General features: G+C 33.3%; 12 protein-coding genes. 7 read left to right on the forward strand and 5 right to left on the reverse strand.

What is annotated here, in order from left to right; translation table 11 throughout:
- Positions 1-633: 633 nt before the first annotated feature.
- Entirely contained in the window at positions 634-4767 is a 4134-nt protein-coding gene (locus CHB67_RS09330; protein ID WP_089381511.1) for a hybrid sensor histidine kinase/response regulator transcription factor, read from the reverse strand.
- Between the two features lie 265 nt (positions 4768-5032).
- On the opposite strand from CHB67_RS09330, the gene CHB67_RS09335 reads away from it, so the two are divergent.
- From CHB67_RS09335 to CHB67_RS09365, 7 genes are all read left to right on the forward strand, one after another.
- Positions 5033-8125 carry a SusC/RagA family TonB-linked outer membrane protein gene (locus CHB67_RS09335; protein WP_089381512.1) on the forward strand — a complete coding sequence of 1031 codons (3093 nt, stop codon included), beginning with the start codon at positions 5033-5035 and terminating at the stop codon, positions 8123-8125.
- A 25-nt stretch (positions 8126-8150) separates the two neighbouring features.
- Positions 8151-9752 carry a RagB/SusD family nutrient uptake outer membrane protein gene (locus tag CHB67_RS09340; protein ID WP_089381513.1) on the forward strand — a complete coding sequence of 534 codons (1602 nt, stop codon included), beginning with the start codon at positions 8151-8153 and terminating at the stop codon, positions 9750-9752.
- Positions 9753-9768: 16 nt separating this feature from the next.
- Positions 9769-10512 (forward strand): DUF5017 domain-containing protein, encoded by a 744-nt coding sequence (locus tag CHB67_RS09345; RefSeq protein WP_141119700.1) that lies wholly within the window; start codon positions 9769-9771, stop codon positions 10510-10512.
- A 96-nt stretch (positions 10513-10608) separates the two neighbouring features.
- A complete protein-coding gene (locus CHB67_RS09350; protein WP_089381515.1) occupies positions 10609-12228 on the forward strand; it encodes a glycoside hydrolase family 31 protein in 1620 nt (539 codons plus the stop codon).
- Between the two features lie 30 nt (positions 12229-12258).
- Positions 12259-13716 (forward strand): glycoside hydrolase family 27 protein, encoded by a 1458-nt coding sequence (locus tag CHB67_RS09355; protein ID WP_089381516.1) that lies wholly within the window; start codon positions 12259-12261, stop codon positions 13714-13716.
- Positions 13717-13784: 68 nt separating this feature from the next.
- Positions 13785-15377 carry a sulfatase family protein gene (locus CHB67_RS09360; protein WP_089381517.1) on the forward strand — a complete coding sequence of 531 codons (1593 nt, stop codon included), beginning with the start codon at positions 13785-13787 and terminating at the stop codon, positions 15375-15377.
- Between the two features lie 52 nt (positions 15378-15429).
- A complete protein-coding gene (locus tag CHB67_RS09365; RefSeq protein WP_089381518.1) occupies positions 15430-16920 on the forward strand; it encodes an alpha-L-fucosidase in 1491 nt (496 codons plus the stop codon).
- A 141-nt stretch (positions 16921-17061) separates the two neighbouring features.
- Here the strand turns inward: CHB67_RS09365 and CHB67_RS09370 are convergent, their stop codons facing one another.
- The 4 genes from CHB67_RS09370 to CHB67_RS09385 form a co-directional block, all read right to left on the reverse strand.
- On the reverse strand, positions 17062-18573 hold the full coding sequence (locus CHB67_RS09370; protein WP_176461250.1) for a T9SS type A sorting domain-containing protein: 1512 nt from the start codon (positions 18571-18573) through the stop codon (positions 17062-17064).
- Between the two features lie 402 nt (positions 18574-18975).
- Positions 18976-20712, reverse strand: a complete 1737-nt coding sequence (locus CHB67_RS09375; RefSeq protein WP_089381520.1) for a hypothetical protein — start codon at positions 20710-20712, stop codon at positions 18976-18978.
- 40 nt (positions 20713-20752) lie between these two features.
- Positions 20753-22357: a glycoside hydrolase family protein gene (locus tag CHB67_RS09380; RefSeq protein ID WP_089381521.1), complete on the reverse strand. Its 1605-nt coding sequence runs from the start codon at positions 22355-22357 to the stop codon at positions 20753-20755.
- 27 nt (positions 22358-22384) lie between these two features.
- Positions 22385-24343 (reverse strand): sialate O-acetylesterase, encoded by a 1959-nt coding sequence (locus tag CHB67_RS09385; protein WP_089381522.1) that lies wholly within the window; start codon positions 24341-24343, stop codon positions 22385-22387.
- Between the last annotated feature and the right edge of the window lie 2 nt (positions 24344-24345).

Below are 24345 nucleotides of genomic sequence, written 5' to 3' on the forward strand. Positions count from 1 at the left end.
ATAAAACTATTAATGAATTTGAAATAGAAATGTATAATCAAAATGTAGCGGCTTAAGTCTCGCAATTAATTGTACAGTTTTTTGTTGTAGGTCCAGTGGACGATTAGTGCAATTTATGGTAAGTACAAGGGAGTTATTTATCCCCTCCGCCTTTGGAACCTCCCCTTAAAAGGTGAGGAGTTTTAATTTTAGTTAACCAAAATACCCTTGTAATTATACTTTATGGAACAAAATGGAGCGTATTGTGAACACCTTATTACCTGCACGGATGTTTGTGGTTTGTTGTGTCTATTCTTATGGAAACTTAGTAAAATTGGAATTATTATATAAACAGATTTCCATAATTTTTTATCAAAAATTTCGTAATGACGGCAAAAGCAAAAAGTAAATACCAATCCTTAAAACCATTCCACAGCGAAAAAAGCCTTTAAATTTAGTTGGCTTTATTAAATATAAATTACTGGCTTTTAATAGTTTGATTTCACATGGGAACATTGATACTAGTGATATTGAAAAAAATAGTAAAAATAAAAAGACCTAAAATGATACTCCCTAATATTAGTGATATTGAGATAGAAAATTTTATATTAAAAACTATTTTTAATGATAAAAAATACTGCTTATATCTAACTTTTAATTATTTTTTGAATTGTTTTTTGATTTCATTTCAGTGGGTGAAACACCAAATTTTTCTTTAAAAATTTTTCCAAAATATTTTGGATTAGAAAACCCTACCATATAAGCAACTTCATCAACTCGTATGTTTTTATTTTCAATAAGAATTTGTTTAGCCCTTTTCATCCTCATTTCGTTTAATATTTCTTTACCTGATAGACCTGTTAAACTTTTTACTTTACGGTAAAAATTAGAGTGGCTCATACTAAGTTTTTCTTCTAAAGAGGTTATGTTGAAATCGACATCGGGAATTCCTTCCTCTACAGCTTCCATTAAAGTTTTTAAGAACTCTTCATCAATTGAGTTAACAGTAACGGAGGAAGGTTCTAAAAAAGTATCTTTGTTCTGAAATACTTTTCTTAATTGCTCTCTAGAATGGAGTAGATTCTTTATACGCAAAACTAAATATTGCATTTCAAACGGTTTGGAAATATAGTCATCAGCGCCAGTTTCAATACCTTTATATTTTGATTGTTTGTCAGTTTTAGCAGTTAATAGAATAACAGGAATATGGCTGGTTTTAATATTCGTTTTAATATAATTACAATAGGTTATGCCATCCATGTTAGGCATCATAACATCACTTATTATTAAGTCTATGTCATGGTTTTTAGCTATTTTAATTCCTATTACTCCATCTTCTGCCTCCATGATGTTGTAATTGTTGATTAATTCAGATTTTATATACGATCTCATATCTGCGTTATCTTCTACTATTAATATGGTTTTGGCAGAATCATTGTGAGGTTGTGATTTTTCAATCAATACATCATCTTTTTCTTCTCTAAAAATGTCATCCTCACTAGATGTTATTTTTAAATTTGGTGATAACGAACTGGTTGTATCCGGAATATAAAAACAAATTGTTGTTCCATATTTTTCTTTACTTTCAGCTACTATATATCCATCATGAGCTTCAATTAGTTGATAGGTATGTGATAAGCCTATGCCATAGCCTTTTTCTTTTGTGGTGTTTTCTTGATAAAAACGTTCAAAAACCTTGGATAATCTTTCTTGTGAAATGCCCTTGCCTGAATCGCTTACTTCAACTTTAACAAATGATTCATACTTAGAGTTTCTAAGTAAAATATCATCCTGTTTATGTTCTTGTTTAATCAAAATGTTTATTTCACCTCGATCTGTGTATTTAACTGCGTTTGAAATTATGTTAAAATAAACTTTGGAAAGCATATCTGCATCAAAACCAATTATTAGTTTTTTAGAGGAACAATTCACATTATAAGTTAGACCTTTTTTATGAATAGCATAAGAGAAATGGGCTATTTCTTTTTTGGTAAAATGAACAATATCTCGTTCATGTAATTGCGCTACTAATTTTCCGCTTTCTGCACGTCTAACATCTAATAGCTGTTCTATTAAAAAATTAAGTCGTTTAACATTTCTTTTTATTAGTATCAATTTTCCTTTTGTGTCTTTATCAATATTTTTTTCTAGTAGAATATTTTCAAGAGGTCCTTTTATCAATGTTAAAGGTGTTCTGAGGTCATGTGATATATTGATAAAAAATTGTGTTCTTAGTTTGTTTAAAGATTGGATTTTTCGATTATGTTCTATATCCAATAGAAGTTTGTTTTTGGTAGTATAACGAATAATTGAATAGTAAGAGAAGTATACTAAAGTTAAGGCAATTACAATAAGGTATAATGCATAGGCATACCAAGTATATTGAAAAGGTGTTTTTATATTTATATATAATTCTCGAGGCTGTTTTTCCCAAATACCATCACCATTAGTAGACTTAACCTTAAATGTGAATTTACCATAATCTAAATTGGTGTAATTAGCATGTGTCTTAGAGTATTCTGTGTATTGCCAATTTTTATCAAAACCATCAAGCATAAATGCATATTTGATATTTTTTGCATTTGGATAAAGCATTGAAGAAAAATCAAACCCAATATTGTTTTGTTTTGGAAGCAATGTAATAGTATCTGATATAGTTATTCCTTTTTTTAAGGGAATATTTTTACCTACTTTTTGATTAGGATTTACACGAATATCATTTAAGAAAAAATCGGTAATTGTAGTTTGAGGTTGTCTTTCGCTTTTGGTTATTTTTTTTGGATAAAAGGTAGTTATGCCATTAATCCCTCCTATCATAATTTCACCCGTCTTCGATTTGCATACTGCATGTTCTGAAAACTCATTGCTTTGGAGACCATCTGTTTCAAAATAATTAATAAACTGGCCATTTATAGGGTTAAACTTGGAAAGTCCATTATTAGTCCCTACCCATAAATAACCAGCGTTGTCTTCAACAATTGAGTTTATCATATTGTTTGGAAGGCCATCTTTTCGGGTATAGGTTTTGAATGAAACATCATTGGAGTTATGAGATTTAACCATTTTATTAAGACCTTCATAGGTGCCTACCCAAAAAGTTCCTTTGTCATCCTGTACTATGGATCTAATATAATTATTGCTTATTGAATTCTCTAATGATGGATTATTCTTGTGTTTTTTAACTTTTATCACTTCTTGTTTATTGTTCAGAGAAAGAATATGTAAACCCCCACCTTCTGTGCCAACTAATAGCTCATTGTTTTTTTTATCTAAAAAAAGAACTCTACAATTTTGCGGAGAGTTGGAATTATATGTTTTTAAAGGATAGTTTTTATCAATAACTATTTTGTTGTTAACTATTTTTAGGCGAAATACACCACGAAAAGATGCGAGCCAATAATACCCCTCTTCTCCTTTTATTATGTAAAAGGAGGCATTTGTTAGTGTGTGATTTAATATTTTGATTGTGTTTTTAGACTTCTTTTGAATTAAATACAAACCATCGTCACAACAGATGAAATATTTATCTTTCTCATAATGGGTAATGTAAAAAACAGTTTTGTTTTCTAGTCCTAGTTTAGTTATTTTATTTGAATATCTATTAATTTGGTATAAGCCATTGCTATGTGTGCCTGCCCAGATGTTATCGTTATTATCAATATTTATAGCACGTATAAAACTAGAACCATTATCTGTTGCTGTATTAATTTTTATGTGATTAAATTTTTTTTGATCTGAATCAAAACAGTTAATGCCTGCTCCAATAGTTCCAACCCACAATAAATCATCTTTAGTTACATATAAAGTTCTAATTAAGTTAGAATTTAAGCTCGATGGGTCATAAGGATTATGTTGAATATGTTCAAATTGGATTTTTGACTTGTTTAGCTGTTCGCATGTGATAAAATTTACACCTTTATCCAGGGTGCCGAACCATAAGTTTCCTTTATTATCTATGGATATTTCGGAACATTTTAGTGAAGAAGGACCATTATTGGAAGATGTTGGTTGAAAAACATCCATTTTTTCTGTAGTTAAGTTGTATCTTATAAGCCCATTTCTACTACATGAAATCCATAAGTTATTAGAATTGTCTTCAACTAAGTCAAAAAAGTTGTAGGTTGAACCTTGAATGACTGTATCAATTATAATTGCTTTATTATTATGAGGTTCAACAACTATTTGATTTACTATAGAGCTAGATTGCATCCAGAAACCTCCTTGCTTACATTCTTTTAAATTAATAATTGAGATATTTGAATCTTGATCATCGGAATCAATTATAATTAGTTGTGGAGCGAGATCTTCAGATTGATTATATTTTTTTTTAAGTTTAATTCTAAATAAACCATTTCCTGTTCCAAGAAATAAGTGATTTTCATAAATTAGAAGACTGTGGATGTTTAATTTTTGAGTGGTAGAAGAACTAGGAATAACCTGAAGTATAGATTCTGTACCTGGATCGTACATATTTAATCCATCATCAGTACCAATCCATATTCTTCCAAATTTATCTTCTGAAAGGCTATGAACGGTATTATTGCTTAATGAATTTGGGTTGTTTTTTTCTGTATTGAATATTTTTATACTATACCCATCAAACCGGTTAAGTCCATCAACTGTTCCAAACCACATAAACCCCCTGCTATCTTCTAAAAAGCAATAAACTTCGCTTTGAGAAAGTCCATGTTTTGATGTGATATGATGAAATCTTTTATTCTGTGAATAAAGACTAGTACTTTCTAAAAGTAATAAAAGAAAGAAGATTGATTTTATAATTTTAAGCATGAAAACAATAATACAAAATAATTATACTCTATAAACTTGAATTTATTCTAATTTTGAATGAAGCACAATAATTACCCAAAAAAAGACCAATTTTCACCTAATAAAGAACGAATATGTATTACACTATGGGATTTTTTAGATCACTTGTACGCTGTTAAAATGTGTTAATTTGTAAATAGTAATTTTTGTTTAATTCAAATATGAAAATATTGCAGGATATATTCGTTCTGCAACTATTAAATTCAAACTAATTAATTTATTTTTTATGAAAAACCAACTAAAATCAAAAAGACATTTGTTAATGTTTTTATTAAGTTGCTTTCTACCCTTTGTCACTTTTGCTCAAGAACTTGAGGTATCGGGGATGGTAGTTAGCATTCAAGACGGGCTACCTTTACCCGGTGTTACAATACTTATTAAAGGAGAAAATTCTGGGACTACATCAGATTTTGATGGTAATTACTCAATTAGAGTAAGCAGTACGGATGCTGAACTTATTTTTAGTTATATAGGGTATGCCGACCAAAACATTACCGTTAATGGTAGGCAGAATATTAATGTATCATTAAAACAAGCAACTACAGATCTAGATGAAGTTATAGTAGTAGGATACGGAACCGCCAGAAGGGGGGATGTAACAGGTGCAGTAGCTTCTGTGAAAGGATCCAGCATTGAAAAAGGCAGACCACTCTCCGTTCAAAGTGCCTTGGCAGGTCGTGTTGCAGGGGTTCAAATATCTCAAACAGACAACTCTCCAGGAGCAGGTATGAGAATTTTAATAAGAGGTGGTTCTACTCTAACAGGTGGGAATCAACCTTTATATGTAATTGATAATTTTCCTATCATCCCTGATGATAGCGATCCTTCTCAAAATCCATTAGCCGATCTAAATCCTAATGATATAGAGTCTATTGAAGTATTAAAAGATGCTTCTGCTACAGCTGTTTATGGGGCATTAGGTGCTAACGGGGTGATTCTTATAACTACCAAGCTAGGAAAAACAGGAAAACCACAAATTAATTTTCAATACAATAGTGGAGTTTCTGTTATGACTAATACACCAAACATATTAAATGACCAGGAATATTTGAATTGGCAGATAGAACGAGGCCCACAATTAAACTTCCTTAATAGCGGGAATCAAACAAAAGAACAACAATGGATAGACATAAAAAATTCTGGTCAACGAGGAAGCGTTTGGATAGATAGAATTACAAGACCTGCCTTGACAAATCAAGCGGACATAAGCTTTAGTGGTGGTTCTGACGGTATGAAATACAGATTATCAGCAGGATATTTAGGGCAAGAAGGTGTTATTAAAAACTCTGATCTTAATCGTACTAACTTAAGCGCCAATATCCAACAAAAAATAGGGAAAAATATAAAAATTGGTTCTAACATAACTTATTCGTTAAAAAAAACAAAAGGATTAGTTACTGTTTGGGATCAAAACTCACTGCTAAAAACAGTCTTCCAATTAAACCCTTTTATGCCTGATGATTTTGAAATTAGTGAATTCCCTGTGGACGATCCAACCTTTATTTTTAATTCAGAAAATGTGCTAACATTTATAGATGAAGTCCAAAATTTTTCTGAAACAGAAAGAACTTTAGGTAATTTATTTTTCGAATACAAGCTTACTGATAATTTAAGATGGTGGACAAGTTATGGTATAAATAGATTTAGGAATTCAGATTCACAATTTTACCCTACTACAGTTAGAAGAGGTCAAGACCCTAATGGTTTTGCCAAATTCAGAACGCGTAATACTGAGAATACTAATTTTCAAACACGTTTAAACTACAATAAAAGTGTAAATAAACACAGTTTTAATGCTACTGCTGTATTTGAAGCAAGAACACAAAACGTAAACTTACAAACTTTTGGTGCATCAAATTTTGAGGAACAGTCACTAGGACTTTTCGATTTATCATCGGCATCACAAGCAGATTTTCCAGTAAATTTATCAGAAGAAACAACTGCAGCATCATACTTAGCAAGGTTAGGCTATTCCTATGCAAATAAATATTTGTTAACGGCTTCTTTTAGAGGAGATGCCGATTCACGCTTTGGATCTAATAATAAGTGGGGGTATTTTCCTTCTATAGCCTTAGGCTGGATTGCTTCGGAAGAAAAATTTATGAAAGATTCAAATACTTTCGATTTATTTAAGTTGAGAATATCTTATGGTGAAACAGGAAATAGTCAAATTCCAACCTACCAGTCTTTGGCTAGATTAAATACTCAAAGATATATTTTTGATGATGCTTTGGCGGTAGGGCAAGTACCAGGAAGTATAGCTAACCCAGATTTACAATGGGAAATTACTACACAATATAATGTAGGTCTAGATTTAGCATTTTTAAATAATCGGATTTCAGTAACAGCAGATGCCTATTATAAAGAAACGAATGATTTATTATTAGATGTGCAATTACCATTAACTTCCGGGTTTCAAACTGCCGTTAAGAATGTAGGTTCTATAAGTAGTAAAGGTTTTGAATTGGCTCTAAACACCGTTAATATTGAGACTGAGGATTTTAGATGGAATACTGCTTTTACTTTCTCAACCAATAAAACCAAAGTTTTAGATTTAGGAGAAAGAGAAGAAATGTATTTCTCTAGAGTATTTAATTACAATTTTAGAGATGAAATTTTGCTGCGTGTTGGGGAAGAAGTTGGTACGTTTGTTGGGTATATTGAGGACCAAGTTCTTAATAGTCAGACCGAAATTGCTAACAGTCCCGATTCACAACTTTTAGAGAATATCCCTGGTCAGGTAAAATTTAAAGATGTAAACGGTGATGGAGTTATCGATAGTAACGATAGAGTTATTATTGGAAATACCCAACCAGATTTTATTGGTGGTTTTAACAGTGAAATTAACTATAAAAACTTTGACTTTAGCTTCTTTTTGAGATGGAGCTATGGTAATGATGTCATCAATGCAAATACACTATTTTTAGATAGAGTAGGCAATGGAAACTGGAATACATTAGCAGGTTTCGCTGACAATGCCTTTTCGCCTCTTAACCCAAATGGAACTGTACACGGTCAAGTCCCAGATACTTATTCTAACTTTATGAAGAGTAATTTAATTGAAGATGGTTCATACTTAAAGTGCGATTATATTACTTTAGGATATACTTTACCATCAAATATATGGCCTAAATCTTACATAAAATCAATGAGATTATTTGCAAGAGTCAATAATCCATTTATGATAACAAGATACGGTTGGTTCGATCCAGAAGTTAGTTCTGGTTTTGGAACAGTTGCAAAAGTAGGACCTGGTGTAGATTTTGCTTCATATCCAAGATCGGTAACTTTTACAATAGGAGCATCAATAAATCTATAATATTAAATTATAAAAAAGTTAAACCATGATAAATATAAAAAATTATCTGTTAATCCTAGTTACTTTAATATTCTTCGCTAGTTGCCAAGATTTTTTAGAGGAAGAGCCAGCATCTCAGTTATCTCCTGAGAATTATTATAAAACAGCAAATCAAGCGGAATCAGCTGTAGTAGGTGCATATAACGCTTTGCAGCGAAATGGTGTTTTTGGACCACTTCAATATTTTATGACAACAGATCTTGTTAGAACTGCAAGCTGGAATACTGCAGGAGGTATTGGTACATATACCTTTTCAGCTGATAACGTTCAAGTAGTTTTACCTTTATGGAAAGATCATTTTCAGGGTATTAATGAAGTTAATGCAGCCATAACGCATGTTCCCAATGTAGATATGGACGTAGACAGAAGAAATGAATTAGTCGCTGAAGCCCGGTTTTTAAGAGCTTTGATGTATTTTAATTTAGTTCGTTATTTCGGTGATGTTCCATATTTTGAAACTGAAACGAACTCTCTTGAAAATTTAGAAGTACCAAGAGATCCTGCTTCAATGGTTTATGAGAAAATTATTGCCGATTTAGAATTTGCCATAGATCATCTTGATACTAAAGCAGAAATAACCCAAGTAGGGAGAGCTACAGCTGGTGCAGCTAAAACTGCACTTGCTAAGGTTTATCTTACAAGGGGAAGTATGATGGAACGTGATGGTAACGGTGATAGCTCTGCAGACTTTCAAATGGCAGCTACACTTTCCAGAGAGGTCATTTCTAGTAGTGAATACACACTTTTGCCTTATTATCCAGATATTTTTATTATTGAAAATCAAAATAATGATGAAATCATTTTTGATGTGCAATATAAAAGTGGCGGTATCGATGAAGGAAGCTGGATTGGAGCACAAATGGGACTTCAAGGAAACCCACAATTAGGTGGAAGCTGGGGAAATATTCACGCCACAACCTATTTTCATACTATGTATGAAGATACGGATATGGTTAGGCAAGAATGGACAACCCCTCATGTAACAGTTCTTGGTAACGGGACTTTGCGTTTAGACCTACCCTGGTGGCAAGTTTGGAAAATAGGAAAATTTAGACGTTATCCGGTCCGAAAGTCTGATTATCAGTTCAGGGATGCAGATACCAACTGGCCTGTATTTAGATATGCAGAGGTTTTACTGATTTATGCTGAGGCACTAAATGAAGTAAATAATGGTCCTAATGCAGAAGTTTTTGATGCCCTAAATCAACTTAGAGCACGGGCAAGAAATGTGAATGGAGATGGTACTCGAGATTTTTTACATGCAGATATTTTACCAAGAAATTTGACATATGATTCAAGTATTTTACCAGATATTTCTTCTACAGATTATCCAGATTATGCATCTATGAAAGAATACATTATGTTCGAAAGAGCTCGTGAGTTAGGTGGGGAAGCGAAACGTTGGTTCGATTTAACTCGTTGGGGGAATTTAGTAGATAGAATCCAAGCTCCACTGAATATATCTCCTGCAGAAGGAGGTGGATGGAATATAACAGCAAATAATGTAGGTGAGCATCACAATTTATTACCTATTCCTAACACCGAAATGCAATCAAATCCTAATTTGGTCCAAAATCCTGGATACTAATTTTATTAATCAAATAATGAATAGAATAATGAGAAATTATATAAAGTCTTTTTTAATATATTCTGTAGCTCTTGCTTTCCTAAGTTGTAGCACAGATGCACCCGAACCGGAAGTTAGTTTCAACGTTGACAATGCCAATCCACAGGTTGGTGAAGCCATTACATTTAACATATCCGGAGGAGCTGACACCTATGTTTTTTACACAGGTGATACTTCGCATGATTTTGCCAATAGCCATTTAGTACTTACAGAAGGAATAGACGTAGACAAAGAATTTGTTGTCTTGGCTACTGATAGTTTACCGAAAATTAAAGATTTTCTTCAGCCTTATATTGATAGCCATAATGAAAATGCAGGCGAAAATGACCAATTAGATTTAGATGTGATAATAACAAATATAGCTACACAAGTAGGTCTAGAATATACAAATAAGCTGACAGCAGCTTATATAATTTGGGAGTATATGACTCAATTACAAGGTCAAGTTACTAAAGATATTGTCGATATGTTTTATGAAGATAAAAGCACATTGTTAGCTCCTGAGGGAGGTTTTTCTACTGGATTTGCAATTAATAGATATGAAAAAACATTTGAATATACCTATACCACTCCAGGAATGTATGTGGTTACCTTAATAGCCTCCAATCTTAGTAATAAACAATATTCAGGTTCTGGATATCAAGATGATAGGACTTCATCGGGTGATGAGTATGATATAAATCGTACAATTAGAGAATTAATTATTACCGTTCAACCCTAATTAGGAGACTTAATTTATTAGTAATTAGTTTAATTTTATTTAACTCCCTGTTGGTGTATTTGCCTAAGGGCAGGGAGTTTTTGTATTTATTTTAACATGAAATATATAATTGTCAGTATTGCAATATTCTTAATGAATATATCTTCTTTTTCTCAGGAAAAAGAATCAATTGATTTAGTAATAGAAAATGATGAGTATTGGTGGGGAGGTTTAAGTTCTTTAGGGTATGAAACCCCATATAATAATAATTCAGAGGTTACTGTAAATCTATTTGGAGATAATCACGGTAATCAAGCTCAGCCACTTTTAGTGTCTAGTAAGGGACGGTATGTTTGGTGTGAGAGCCCTGTTAAATATAGTATTTCTAATGGCATTTTGTCTGTTTCTTCTAATCAGGGTAAAATCCACTCAGGTACTTCTGGAAGTAATCTACAATCAGCATATAAATATGTGTCTCAGAATTATTTTCCATCCAATAGTAAAATACCAGATGAATTATTGTTTACGAATCCTCAATACAATACTTGGATAGAATTAATGTATGACCAAAATGAGGATGATATTATTGAATATGCTCAAAGTATCATTGATAATGGGTATCCACCGGGAGTTTTAATGATTGATGATAATTGGCAAGAGGATTATGGAACTTGGGAATTTTCATCGCGCAGGTTTAATGATCCCAAGAGAATGATGAAAAAGCTACATGATATGGGTTTTAAAGTCATGTTGTGGGTATGTCCTTTTGTTAGTGCCGACTCGCAGGTTTTTAGAAAGTTGGCAGCAGATGGATTATTGCTTCTTGATGCGGGTAAAACCCAGGAAGTTTTATGGGCAAATACTAGAAATAAAGCAGCTATTATTCGTTGGTGGAATGGAGCCAGTGCATGCTTAGATTTAAGTAATCCAAAAACTAAAGAATGGTTTAAAGGAAGATTGGATTACCTAATGGATGAGTATGGTGTTGATGGTTTCAAGTTTGATGCTGGTGATGCACAGTTTTATAAAGGAGGATTGGTATCCTTTAATGAATCTTCACCTAATGATCATACCCAATATTTTGCAGAACTAGGATTGGATTACCCTTTAAATGAGTACAGAGCATCTTGGAAAATGGCTGGCTTACCACTAGCACAACGTTTGCGAGATAAGGGCCATCGTTGGGAAGATTTAGAAAAATTAATACCCGATCAAATGTCGCAAAGCGTAATGGGATATGCTTATACCTGTCCAGATATGATAGGTGGTGGTGAATACCAATCTTTTCTTAACGCGTCCTCTATAGATGAAGAATTGATTGTTAGATCTGCACAAGTACATGCATTAATGCCTATGATGCAATTTTCCGTAGCACCTTGGCGCGTGTTAAACAAAACTAATGAACGGATATGCCACGATATGGCGAATCTCCACAAAGAATTTGGTTCACATATCTTGAAATTGGCCAAAGAAGCATCCGTTACGGGTAATCCTATTGTTAAGCCCATGGAGTTAGCATTTCCAGGAAATGGATATGAAACTATTAAAGATCAATTTGTTTTAGGGAACGACATCATTGTGGCTCCAGTTATAGAAAAGGGGGCTCGAACGAGAAATGTAGTCTTACCTAAGGGTCAATGGATTGATGAACAAGGTAAGAAATATAGAGGAGGTGAAAAGGTTATTACTATAGATGTACCCTTAAAACGTTTGCCATATTTTAAGAAGATAAAATAATAATTAGATTTTTTAAATATTCTAAATAACATGAATATAAAGAGTATAAGTATAATTAGTTTGATCGTTTTGCTCGGTTGCATACTTGGGCTAAGATTTAAGGTTAAAAATGGTGCCACACAAGGTTCAATAAATGATGTAAGACAATTAGCTCAAACCCCACCAATGGGATGGAATAGTTTTGATAGCTATGGAGTTTATTTATATGAAGAAGCAGCATTTGCCAATCTTGAGGCATTTGCGAAAAAACTTAAACCACATGGATATGAATATTTCGTTATCGATGCTGGATGGTTTGGTGAATTTAAATTACAAGAAGGCACCTTATACCCAGCAGAGAAGCATGCGTCTGAATTAAATATTGATGAATATGGCCTTCTTCAACCTTCAAAAACATATTTTCCTAATGGATTAAGACCTATTATTGATAGATGTCATGAATTGGGAATAAAATTTGGAATTCATTTAATGAGAGGAATTCCAAGAGTTGCCGTTGAAAAAAACACCAAAGTAAAAGGTACAGAATATTTTGCAAGGGATATTGCAGATACTACAAGTATTTGTGAATGGAATCATCAAAATTATGGGGTTGATATGTCAAAGCCAGGAGCCCAGGAGTTTTATAACTCCCTGATTAATCAAATGGCAGAATGGGGTGTTGATTTTTTAAAATATGATGACTTAGTTCCTTTTCCTGATGAGGTAGAAGCTATTGCAAATGCTATTGAACAATGTGGAAGACCAATTGTTTACAGTCTTAGTCCTGGTGGAGATGTAGATGTAAATGCAATTAAGTCATTTAAACGAGCGAATATGTTAAGAGTAACACATGATATATGGGACGATCAAGTTGGCTTAAACCAAAGTTTTGATGCATGGCGAAAATGGCAGGGTAAAGAAGAATCAGGTTTCTGGATTGATATGGATATGATTCCTTTTGGGAAATTGCAACTCATGTCTCCAAAACCAGAAGGAGTAGTTGGTAATGAAACAAAAAAAGATATAGCAAAAAAAATAGAATCCGGAGAATTAAGCAATGTCGAACTCTTGGCTGGTAAAGGATGGGCCCGTCAGAGTAAATTTACTAAAGACCAGATGTATACCTTTATTACGCTTAGGGCTTTATCTGCTTCTCCATTAATGATGGGTGGAAATCTCCCAACTTTGGATGATTTTTCATTAGAATTAATTACTCATAAGGATGTTTTGGATTGCAATCAAAACGGTATTATGGGGAAATTAATTTATGAAGATAAGGATGTTGAAATATGGAAAACACCACAGAAAGGCAATGATGGAGGGTGGATTGGTTTATTTAATCGATCAGAATCTTATAAATCATTTTCAATCTCAATGAGTGATTTAAACTTAGAAGAAGGAAAAAATAAATACCATATCTACGATATTTGGAATAAAACAGAAGTTAATAAATTAAACTTTGAAATAAACCAAAATGGTGTAATCTTTCTAAAATACAGTTCTCAATAAGGTGCGTGATTAATTTTTAACAAAAACAAAGCCTTTTACACGTGTCTGAAATAATTAAAAAATTGTTTATGAATAAGTATATTATTTTACTAGTATCTATTTTAGTTTTATTCGGTTGTAAAAAACAGTCTACTAAAAAGTTAGGTAAACCTAATATCTTGTTCTGCATAATGGATGATGCATCTCCTCATATGAGCGCCTATGGGTATAAATGGGTAAATACACCAGCATTTGATAAACTTGCCGAAAAAGGTATTCTTTTCACTAACGCGTATACTCCAAATGCGAAATGTGCTCCTTCCAGAGCCTCTCTTATTACAGGTCGTAATTCATGGCAATTGGAAGAAGGTGCAAATCATGTTAATAATTTTCCTGTTAAGTTTAAAACTTTTCCAGAGGTTCTTAGAGAGAAAGGATATAAAACAGGAAAAACAGGAAAAGGATGGGGCCCGGGTGATTCCGGTATGGTAGAAGGTAAATCTAGACTGCTGATTGGAAAATCATATAATGATATTAAAACTAGACCATGGGCTAATAGAATGAGTACTGAAGATTACGCTTCTAACTTTGATGTGTTTTTGAATGATACCAAGGAAAGTGAGCCTTGGTTTTTTTGGTACGGTGCTAGGGAACCTCATCGTGATTACGAATTTGGTTCTGGTAATAAGGTCAGAGAAAAAAAAATTACCGATATTGATTCAGTTCCCTCATTCTGGCCAGATAATGAAGTGATTAGAACTGATATGCTGGATTACGCTTTAGAGATTGAGTATGCAGATTCTCACCTAGAGCGTATGATAAATAATCTAGAAAAAAGAGGATTATTAGATAATACAATAGTAGTATTTACATCAGATCATGGTATGCCATTCCCAAGGTGTAAGGCTCAAGAGTATATGTACTCTAATCGCGTTCCCTTGGCTATTATGTGGCCTAAAGGGCTTAATAATCCAGGTCGAACAGTAAATGACATGGTTAGTTTCATAGATTTTGCACCTACATTTTTAGAACTAGCAGGAATAAAATATGAGGATTCAGGTATGCATAGCTCACCAGGAAAGAGTTTGACGGATATTTTATTTTCTGAAAAAGAAGGTCAGGTTAATCCGGATAGGGACATTGTTCTAATAGGAAAGGAAAGACACGACTATAGTCGCCCAAAGAATCAAGGCTATCCCATACGTGGTATTGTTTCTAACGATTTTATGTATCTGTATAATTATGACATAACGCTTTGGCCTGCAGGAAATCCCGAAATAGGGTATTTAGATATTGATGGTTCTCCAACTAAAACAGAAATATTAAGACTTTTCCGAAGTGGTGAAGAAGACAAATATTGGCAATGGTCTATGGGAAAACGAAATGTAAATGAGGAATTGTATCATACAGCCAACGACATGGAGTGCATGAATAACTTAGCAAATGTTTCGAAGTTCGATGATATTAAGAATAAAATGAAGAATAGGATGGAGACGATGCTGAAAAAACAAAATGATCCTCGGATGTTTGGTAATGGAGACATTTTTAATACTTACAAATATTCTAATGACGAAGGTTGGAATTATTACGAACGTTTTATGGCTGGAGAATTCACTATGGAAGATACTAATTGGGTAAATCCTAGCGATCTAGAAAAAATGAATTTGTCAGACTATGAATAAAACCCTTAAAAAGAATTTTTACTCAGATATTAAAATTAAATATTAGTTATATATGAAGGTTTCTGTAAAATTGGTTTTCGTTTTTCTATTTATTAGTTATCCAATATTAGCTCAGATAATAGAACCCTCAACCAGCCCAAATCAAACCCAGAAATTACTAATTGAACGGGGCTATGGCATGTTTGTACATTTTGGAGTTAATACTTTTGCAAACGTAGAGTGGTCAGATGGAACACTTCCAGTTTCAATTTATAATCCTACCAAATTGGATTGTGATCAATGGGTTCGTGTTGCTCGTGATGCAGGCTTCCGTTATATCCTACTTGTTACTAAGCATCACGATGGTTTTTGCTTATGGGATAGTCAATACACCAAATATGATGTAGGGTCTTCCCTTGTTAAAACAGATGTAGTTGGAGAAGTGGCTAAAGCGTGTAAAAAATATGGTATTGAACTAGGACTGTATTATTCACTTTGGGATCGTAATCACCCATCTTATAAAGATAAGAACCCTAAAAAATATGTTGATTATATGGTTAATCAACTTACAGAATTATTTACTAATTATGGGACCATTTGCGAGTTGTGGTTTGATGGTGGTTGGGATCGAGAAGTCTCAGATTGGAATTTAGAACGTGTTTATCGACATATAAAAAAATTACAACCTCAGTGCGCTGTTGGAGTAAACCATACTATTGAGTTAAAACCGGGTTCCAGAAAATTTGCGTTACCAGATTCTATGACCGTAAATAACCAATATACTTTTCAGTATTTTCCAAGCGATTTCCGTCTGTGGGACCCCAAAATAGCACATAAGTTTGATAAAAAGCAGTACTTACAGCAAGGTCAATCTTATTATCTTCCATATGAAAATACGATATGTTTAAGCAAAAGGTGGAATTGGTTTCAAAAAAAAGATTTAAGACCTGTCCGTGATCTGGATGAATTGGAAGAGCTGTTTTATTGGTGTACCGATAATAATAATACTTTGGTGGTAAATGTGCCTCCTGATGAACAAGGGTTGATTAGAGAGCATGAAGCAAATACCATCGTTGCCCTTGGAAAGCGTCTGCAATTAGAAAAAGGCAAAAAACTACCTAAAAATGGAGAGTTCATTTCTTTAAATGCTAAAATTAAGGTATCCTCAGTGAAAAATAACGATATAAAACATTATGGAGCTCAACTAGCTTTAGACGGAGGAATGCAAACACGATGGGTTGCGCAAGACACTTTAGCTATTATGGAAATTTTTTTGAATCCAAAAAAGGAGTTTAATAAAATTTCGATCTTCGAATATCAAGATACTCTTAAAGATGAAGGAGATACCTTTTCAAATTACAGAACCAATAGGATTCAATCTTACAAAATAGATATTTTAGAAAATGATGTCTGGAAAACCATATATATAGGGGACGAACCAATGGGCGACTGTAAGGTTATTAAATTCCCCTATTCTTATCGAACCTCCAAACTTAGGTTTAGTGTTCTTGAGGCAATAGCACCACCTTCTATTACAGAGTTTAACGTCATTTATATGAATTAACAATAACTCATATTAAGATTTTAAAAACAGTTTCAAATTATCAGTTAAAAATAAAAACCAGCATAAAATTTTCAGCTTTATTCTGGTTTTTTTTTTTATCGAAATGCAAATGGTTGAATACGGAAAATGAATTTTTATTGATTAACGAACTAGGACCTTATAATTCGCTATTATTTCCCCAGATTGCACCTGAACATATATAATTCCCGAAAGTTTAAGTTGATCTACATCAATTTGAATTTTGTCTGTATTGTAATCTGCTTTATATAATAATTTCCCAACAATGTCGTACAAACGAATGTTTCTCGACGTTTTGTTAGTAAATTCAAGATGTAAATGATTTTCAACAGGATTGGGATATATTTTTACTTCAAAATCGATTCGTTTTTCTGTCGATAAAGTTGGGTCATTAAAAATTACGGTATTGGGGTCTACATATTCGGTGTAAAAATTGCCATCCTCAAAGCTGGTCAATATTTCCCCATTAAAATAGCAGTTTTTAAACCAAATATTTTCCCACACTTGACTTGATACACCTATCAAAGTATTTTGTGGCTTTCCTCTTTGCGCATCCCCGCTAGTGCTTACCCCATCATGTTCTTGATGCACATTTTCAATCACAATGTTATTAAGCGTAATATTTACCCCGGCAGAATCATCAATCATGGTGCCATAAAACGGTGGAAATGCTGGTAATGGGTCTTCTATAAGAATATTTTGTACTGTAACGTTTGAAATGGTGACTCCTGATGGCCTTTGGCGAAAACTTACAATTCTACCTCCATCCCACCAATGCCAATTGGCACGATGGTATATAACTTTAACATCTCGAAAAGTTGAGGTACTACCATCCACAACATTCTGCAAAAATAAAACTGCTCCATTAGCATCATTCCAAACCACATTATCATGCTGGTTCACATGTTGCGCACCGTAATAAAAAGCGTCATCTTGTGTCCTAAAAAAACAATCGGATACCTCAGAACATCTAAAAGCATTTATTCCATCGCTATTAATTCTCCACGCCAAAATTTTAAGATTTTTATAAATATTAGGATTAGCTACGTTGCCACTTGAATGATTCATATTAAAGGTGTGAAAAGCAGGATCAGCAACCACGAAACCTTCTAAATGTGACCCCTCTGCCTGATGCGTAAAGGGTTTAGTTAATAAATTAGCATCATCACTGGGGTGTCTTACAATATTTTCTCCACTTATAGTTCCTGATCCAAATACTTTGAAGTTTTTGGATGCTGAATTTCCCCATAAGTTTGGTGGATGAATAGTACCGTGCACAACAGCATCACCCGGTATGTACAATGTTTCGTTGCTGAGGATTTCAAAACCAAGACCAATATCGTGAACACCAGGAGCAAAAACTATAGTTTGCCAATCGTTTCTATTCAATGTGTTAATATCTTCATTGGGATATAAAACTCTAACAGAGGAATTGTTAATATCTGGTTTTGGAAATATTGGATTTGCAAATAGAGTTATTGTATGTACGTTAGGGCCAGTGTACCCATACCCCGTATAATTATCTTCTAACTGTCCATTTATATCGACATTTACATTGGCAGGTTCAGAAAAAGTTACATAAGCTTTGCCATCAATAATAGACGCTGGAGAAGCATCACCTACAGGCCTAACCATAGCTTTGGTAATTGAAGAGCCATCTTTTTTAGAGATTTCAACTATGACATTGTTTCCATTGAAATCGGACTCGAAGGCAATCCAGGAAGCAGTAAAGCCTCTTATAACATTGTAATAGGCACCTTCCGGATCTTCTGATTCTTCCTTGCCTCGGGTTTGCAGAACGAAAGCATTGCGCCAGGCCGTATTATCTTCGCTTTCAAGTTTAACCCTACATAGATAATGATCTGAGGCAGATCGGTCTGGAATATTGTTAAAAACAACTAGTTCTTGTGCACATAGTATTTTAAATGAGAACAAAAAAATGACTATTCTAAAAAAATAAACAGTTGTTCGCATAAGTAGTTGTTATCTTAATAATTATAATGATTAAATAAGTTTAAAATTTATTTGTAAGAATTTTTATTTATTCGGTTTAGCTTTTACAATTCTTACCATTGCAACTGTAATTTTCTTATGAGGATTGTCATTTTCAATGATAAAATCAAATCCATCGTCGGCATTATTATTTAACAATCCATCTATAAAAAAAGTAACTGTTTTCATAGATCCATCATTTTTTAAAAGTTGCTCTTTGACAAAAGTTTTTTTGGTTGTTTTATAACGAAGGCATAATTTACCCGCTTCATTATCAAAATAAGTAATCTTGATTGCTAATTGCTTTTCCTGATTTTGTCCATCCCATCTGTCATCTATGTTAAAACCTATTTTAAATCCTTTTCTAGCAATAAAGTCATAGTCTTTATCATTCTGAATCATCCACATTTTAATTGGATGTCCAATCCTAATCGCAGGGGTTGTCTCATAGCCTGGAGCATCACGTTGGTAAAGCCAGCGTTCAAAATTTTTGGTTTCTATACCTTCTCTCTGTTCTTTTAAAGTTATTGGTCTATTTTTATAATCATTTTTCTTATAAAAGTTTGATTTGATGTAGCTAGTTCTTAAAAAAGTCCAAACATCTGGTGTGTCTTCAATAGTTCTACCCAATTCTTGTGCAATAAAAGGTAGCATTTTAGGAATCAAGTGCCCAGTTGTGTGTATGTAAGTACATCGCATTTGCAATGCTCGTAATGAACTTGTGAAATAACGATAAGGAAAGGATTCTGTAGTTTTGCCGAATCTAAAATCTCGATCTGCTGTTGCCCATTTATCTTCATATTCTTCATTAACTTCTCCATTAAAACAGTTGTATTTTAAAATAGGTGCTTCTTCATCTACTAAAAGATAACCGTTATTATCTACATATTGGCCTAGGTCTTCATTGGGTATTCTGTACATATACATTTCAACAAAACCGCGACGAACTCCAAATCCTTTTTGAAAACCATACTCAATAGGACCACCCATAAACACTTTATGTTCCATTCCATTAAACGTATTTTGCCACGCATCTAATCTTTGTCGAACATGTTGTACAGTATCATTGGCACTTCCTTCATTTTCTGAGTAAGGACCAATACCTTCGTCACCAAAACTATGTGAAGCGTAACCTACATAAGCTGCTTTTACCATTTTTGGTATGTTGGTTTTAGAGAGCTCATATACAAGCTTAAGGTAGTGCCTGTGGAATTCAGGATGAGAAGGATCAAAATTAAGATTGTGTTTTGGTGACTTTTTTGATAATAGATTTACACCAAGATTATCTAACCAAAGAGGAGCATCTCCATTTTCTAACGCTTTTGGGCCAATACCTCTTGATTTAGAATGGCAAAGAATTCTTAAGATTATGTCTGAACCAACGCTGTTAGCTTGCTTAATACGATCAATAATAGGTTGAAAATTATAGCTACCTTTTGTAGGTTCTATATCTCGCCATTTTACCCAAAGAATACCAACAGAATTTATTTTAAATTGTAAATCTAATGGTTGAAATTTTTTCTTCAAACCAATATTGCGTTGTAGCCCTACAAATGAATTCTTAGAAGGTTTTACAAATTTTGGAAATGACCAATCCCATCCATTTATTACATAATCGTTTTCATACCACGTTTGGGCTTTTATGGTATCGAGGGCTTTAATTTCTAAATGCTGATAAATTGGCCAAAAAGGATAATTATTCTTGGTTGTATTGTTTTGACTATGAATAAACAAGCTTAGCGAAACTATACTAATAAAAATAAATATTTTTTTGGCTTTCATATAATTTCAATGTCAAAATAAAAGTTAATCAGTTTCATAATTATTTAGAGTTTTCAATAAACTTAACCGTCTTTAAATCAACAAACTCTTTATGAAAATTACCTTCTTCAAAATTTGTTAGGGGCTTACCATTAAAATAACAGTTTTTAAAAGTGATGTTTTCAAATTTTCTATCATTATCTAATCCATCTAAGGTGTTTCTAGGTTTTCCTTTATTCTCATCCATACTAGTAGATACACCATCATGTTCCTGATGAATATTTTCAAAAACAAGATTTTTAATTGTTATACTTTCGCTTGAGTTGCTTTTAGACTCCATTCTTCCATAAAATGGAGGAAAAGCAGGTAAGGGGTCCTCAACAATGATATTTTTTATATGAATGTTAGTAAGGATGTTTCCTGGACGCAAAGACCGAAAACTTATTATTCGCCCTCCATGCCACCAATGCCATTGTGAGCGTTGATAAATGACTTTTATATTATTAAATTTACATGTACTTCCATCTTTAATGTTTTGTAGGAATAAAACAGCTCCGTTCGCATCCGTCCAAACTACATTGTCATGTTGATTTACATTACTGCTACCCAGATAAAAGGCATCGTCTTGTATCCTGAAAAAACAATCTGAAACTTCAGAGTCTCGAAAGGCGTTTATCCCATCACTATTCTTTCTCCACGCTAAAATTTTAAGATTTTTATAAATATTAAGATTAGTTGCATTGCCACCTGAGTGATTCATATTGAGGGTATGAAATGCCGGGTCTGCAATTACGAAGCCTTCTAGGTGAGCACCTTCTGCCTGATAGGTAAAGGGTTTAACCGATTTGTTATCATCATCATCTGGATGCCTTACAATATGCTCACTGCTCAAAGTCCCAGAGCCATATATTTTAAAATTTTTGGAAGCATCATTTCCCCATTTATTTAATGGATGAATAGTTCCTTTTACAACAGCATCACCGGGAATGTAAATGGTTTCATCACTAAGAATTTGAAACCCCAATCCTATGTCGTGAACACCAGGAGCAAAAACAAGGGTTTGCCAAGTAGAACGATCTAGAGTATTAATATCCTCATCAGGTTGCAGAACCTTTACAGTTGGGTCGTTGAGGTCTGGTTTTGGAAATACTGGATTTGCAAATAAAGTTATGGTATGAACTTTAGGACCTTTGTAACCAAAACCTGTGTAATTATCTTCCATTTGCCCGTTTATATCTACATTGACGTTAGCTGGTTCTGAAAAAGTAATGTATGCCTTTCCATTAGAGATTTTTGCAGGTGAAGCATCTCCAACTGGTCTAACCATGGCTTTTGTTATTGGTGAACCATCTTTTTTGGAGATTTCAACAATAACATTATCTCCTTCAAAATCAGATTCAAAAGCAATCCAAGAAGCTGTAAATCCTCTTAGAATATCATAATAAGCATTTTCTGCATCTTCAGACTTTTCTTTTGCTCTAGTCTGAAGCACATGTGCTTCTTGCCATTCGTTATCGCTTTCACTTTCAAACTTAATTCTACACTGATAATGATCTGATATTGTGCGACCTGGAATATCTTCAAAAACGATTAGTTCTTGAGCAGGCAGATTATTAAAAGAGAATAATAACAATACCAAAAAATAAGCGTAAAGTAGTTTTTTCATAATAATAAATTCATTGTTTTTGTTGGTTTATAAATTGTCAAATGACTTTCCATCAGTAACTCCTTTCCAATCATCTGTTCTAAAAGGTAAAGCTGGCAGACCTTCTTTATTATAAAAATTAAACTCTGCAGGATTATTTGCCCAGGCGAAACGTACAGCAACCGGATTGCTAACTTTTTCAGACCAAACAATTATGTTGTCTCCTTCTATTTTTGCCACTGCCTTATAAAATCTTTGATCCTTACCAGCTATTTCAAATTCTTTTAATTGATCGTTCTTATTTTTTACTTCAAGACCAGAGCCAACATAATCAAAACTTATAATAGCTTTATTGCCTTTTATTTTTATGGATTTATATTGAGGTCCTGAGTGTACAATATTTTTATTGTAGGCTATTTTTTGTACTGCCAAGGCTAATCTTTCACCAACATCCTGCTTGTTTTTTGGATGAATATTGAAAGCTTCTCCTAAATCTATGGCAAGAGCCATTCCCGTATTTTCAAGTTTTAAGGCTTTTGTTTGAGATTCCCGTAACTCTGCCCAGTTAGAGTTACTAGGCATATTATTAGGTGCTCCAAAATTTGCTAATTGTACAAATAGAAACGGAAAATCTCCTTGTTTCCAGTCTTGTCGCCAATTGTTAATCATGTTGGGAAAAGTTATTCTGTATTCCATTCCCCTAGGTGCATTGTTTTCTCCTTGATACCAAATAACCCCTTTTATACCATATGGAATTAAAGGATGAATCATGGCATTGTAAAGTAAACTTGGTTGAGCGTTTGGGGAAATATCAAAATTGTCATAAACTTTATCAACTTTAAACTTCCATTTACCACTTAAGGACACTTTATCATTTCCAAGATTTATATAAAAATCTGTCTTTGGTGCTAAAAATCCACCTTTGTTTCTTCTGTCTTGTACTCTAATAGTGATATTATTTTTCCCTGATTTGATAGCTTCTTGTGGAATGCTGTAAATACGTTTTGTATTAAAACCCCAATTTGTTTCACCAACTTTAACTCCGTTTACCCAAACAATATCCGAATCATCGATTATGCCCAAGTGAAGCTCTATTTTATCTGCAGTATTGTCAAAATTTAAATCCACATCATGGCTAAACCAAACAACACCATCTAAATCTCCATATCCCTGGTTTTCCCATTCGTTTGGAAGTTGCATACTAGACCAATCACTACGATCTGTATCTGGTAGCATCCATTTATCTGCCATGCCTGTTTCATTTTTAGGCAATTCACCGAGTACGGAACGTAACTTATTTCTTTTTTTATTTCTTTCTTCCTCTATATCGAAAGCTTCAATCTTTTTATCAAAACCCTCGTAATTAGGTAGTTTGGCGATTGATTCTTTTGAAGTCCAGGTTTCAACGCAGGTTCCACCATAGCTTGAGTTAATCAATCCTATAGGCACACCTATTTCGAGATGTAAATTTCTACCAAAGAAATACCCTACCGCTGTGAAATCCCTGATTGTTTGAGGCGAACAAATTTGCCAAGATCTATTGGGAATTTCTGTTAACGGAATATTACTAACATTATGAGGTACACTAAATAGTCTAATATTAGGATATTTGGCATTTGAAATTTCTTCCTCTGCATTATTCGATTGTTTTACAGTCCAACCCATATTGGATTGTCCTGAGCATACCCAAACATCACCAATTAAAATATCTTTAAGTACTACTTTGTTCTTTCCTTCAACGGTCATAACAAAAGGCCCTCCTTCAGACATGGGCTTAAGTACTAAAGACCATTCACCTTTATTGTTAGCTTTTGTTTTGACGTTTTGCCCATTAAAACTGAGTGTTAATTCTTCTTCAGAATCGGCAGTACCCCATATTTTTAAATCCATGTTACGTTGTAAGACCATGTGATCCGAAAAAATATCAGCCAAGCTAACTTCGGCTCTTAATAATTGTGAGGAACAAGAAAATAAGATTACCGTAAAAAATAATTTCAAAAATTTCATTG

It is taken from the genome of Lutibacter agarilyticus (genome assembly GCF_900188235.1).
Taxonomy (GTDB): Bacteria; Bacteroidota; Bacteroidia; order Flavobacteriales; family Flavobacteriaceae; genus Lutibacter; species Lutibacter agarilyticus.

Excerpts from the sequence above, each read along its gene's own strand:
- CHB67_RS09340 (WP_089381513.1), top strand. The coding sequence starts at position 8,151 with ATGATAAATATAAAAAATTATCTGTTAATCCTAGTTACTTTAATATTC.
- CHB67_RS09385 (WP_089381522.1), bottom strand. The coding sequence starts at position 24,343 with ATGAAATTTTTGAAATTATTTTTTACGGTAATCTTATTTTCTTGTTCC.
- CHB67_RS09365 (WP_089381518.1), top strand. The coding sequence starts at position 15,430 with ATGAAGGTTTCTGTAAAATTGGTTTTCGTTTTTCTATTTATTAGTTAT.
- CHB67_RS09360 (WP_089381517.1), top strand. The coding sequence starts at position 13,785 with ATGAATAAGTATATTATTTTACTAGTATCTATTTTAGTTTTATTCGGT.
- CHB67_RS09330 (WP_089381511.1), bottom strand. The coding sequence starts at position 4,767 with ATGCTTAAAATTATAAAATCAATCTTCTTTCTTTTATTACTTTTAGAA.
- CHB67_RS09375 (WP_089381520.1), bottom strand. The coding sequence starts at position 20,712 with ATGAAAGCCAAAAAAATATTTATTTTTATTAGTATAGTTTCGCTAAGC.
- CHB67_RS09350 (WP_089381515.1), top strand. The coding sequence starts at position 10,609 with ATGAAATATATAATTGTCAGTATTGCAATATTCTTAATGAATATATCT.
- CHB67_RS09335 (WP_089381512.1), top strand. The coding sequence starts at position 5,033 with ATGAAAAACCAACTAAAATCAAAAAGACATTTGTTAATGTTTTTATTA.
- CHB67_RS09380 (WP_089381521.1), bottom strand. The coding sequence starts at position 22,357 with ATGAAAAAACTACTTTACGCTTATTTTTTGGTATTGTTATTATTCTCT.
- CHB67_RS09345 (WP_141119700.1), top strand. The coding sequence starts at position 9,769 with ATGAATAGAATAATGAGAAATTATATAAAGTCTTTTTTAATATATTCT.
- CHB67_RS09355 (WP_089381516.1), top strand. The coding sequence starts at position 12,259 with ATGAATATAAAGAGTATAAGTATAATTAGTTTGATCGTTTTGCTCGGT.
- CHB67_RS09370 (WP_176461250.1), bottom strand. The coding sequence starts at position 18,573 with ATGGTTAGGCCTGTAGGTGATGCTTCTCCAGCGTCTATTATTGATGGC.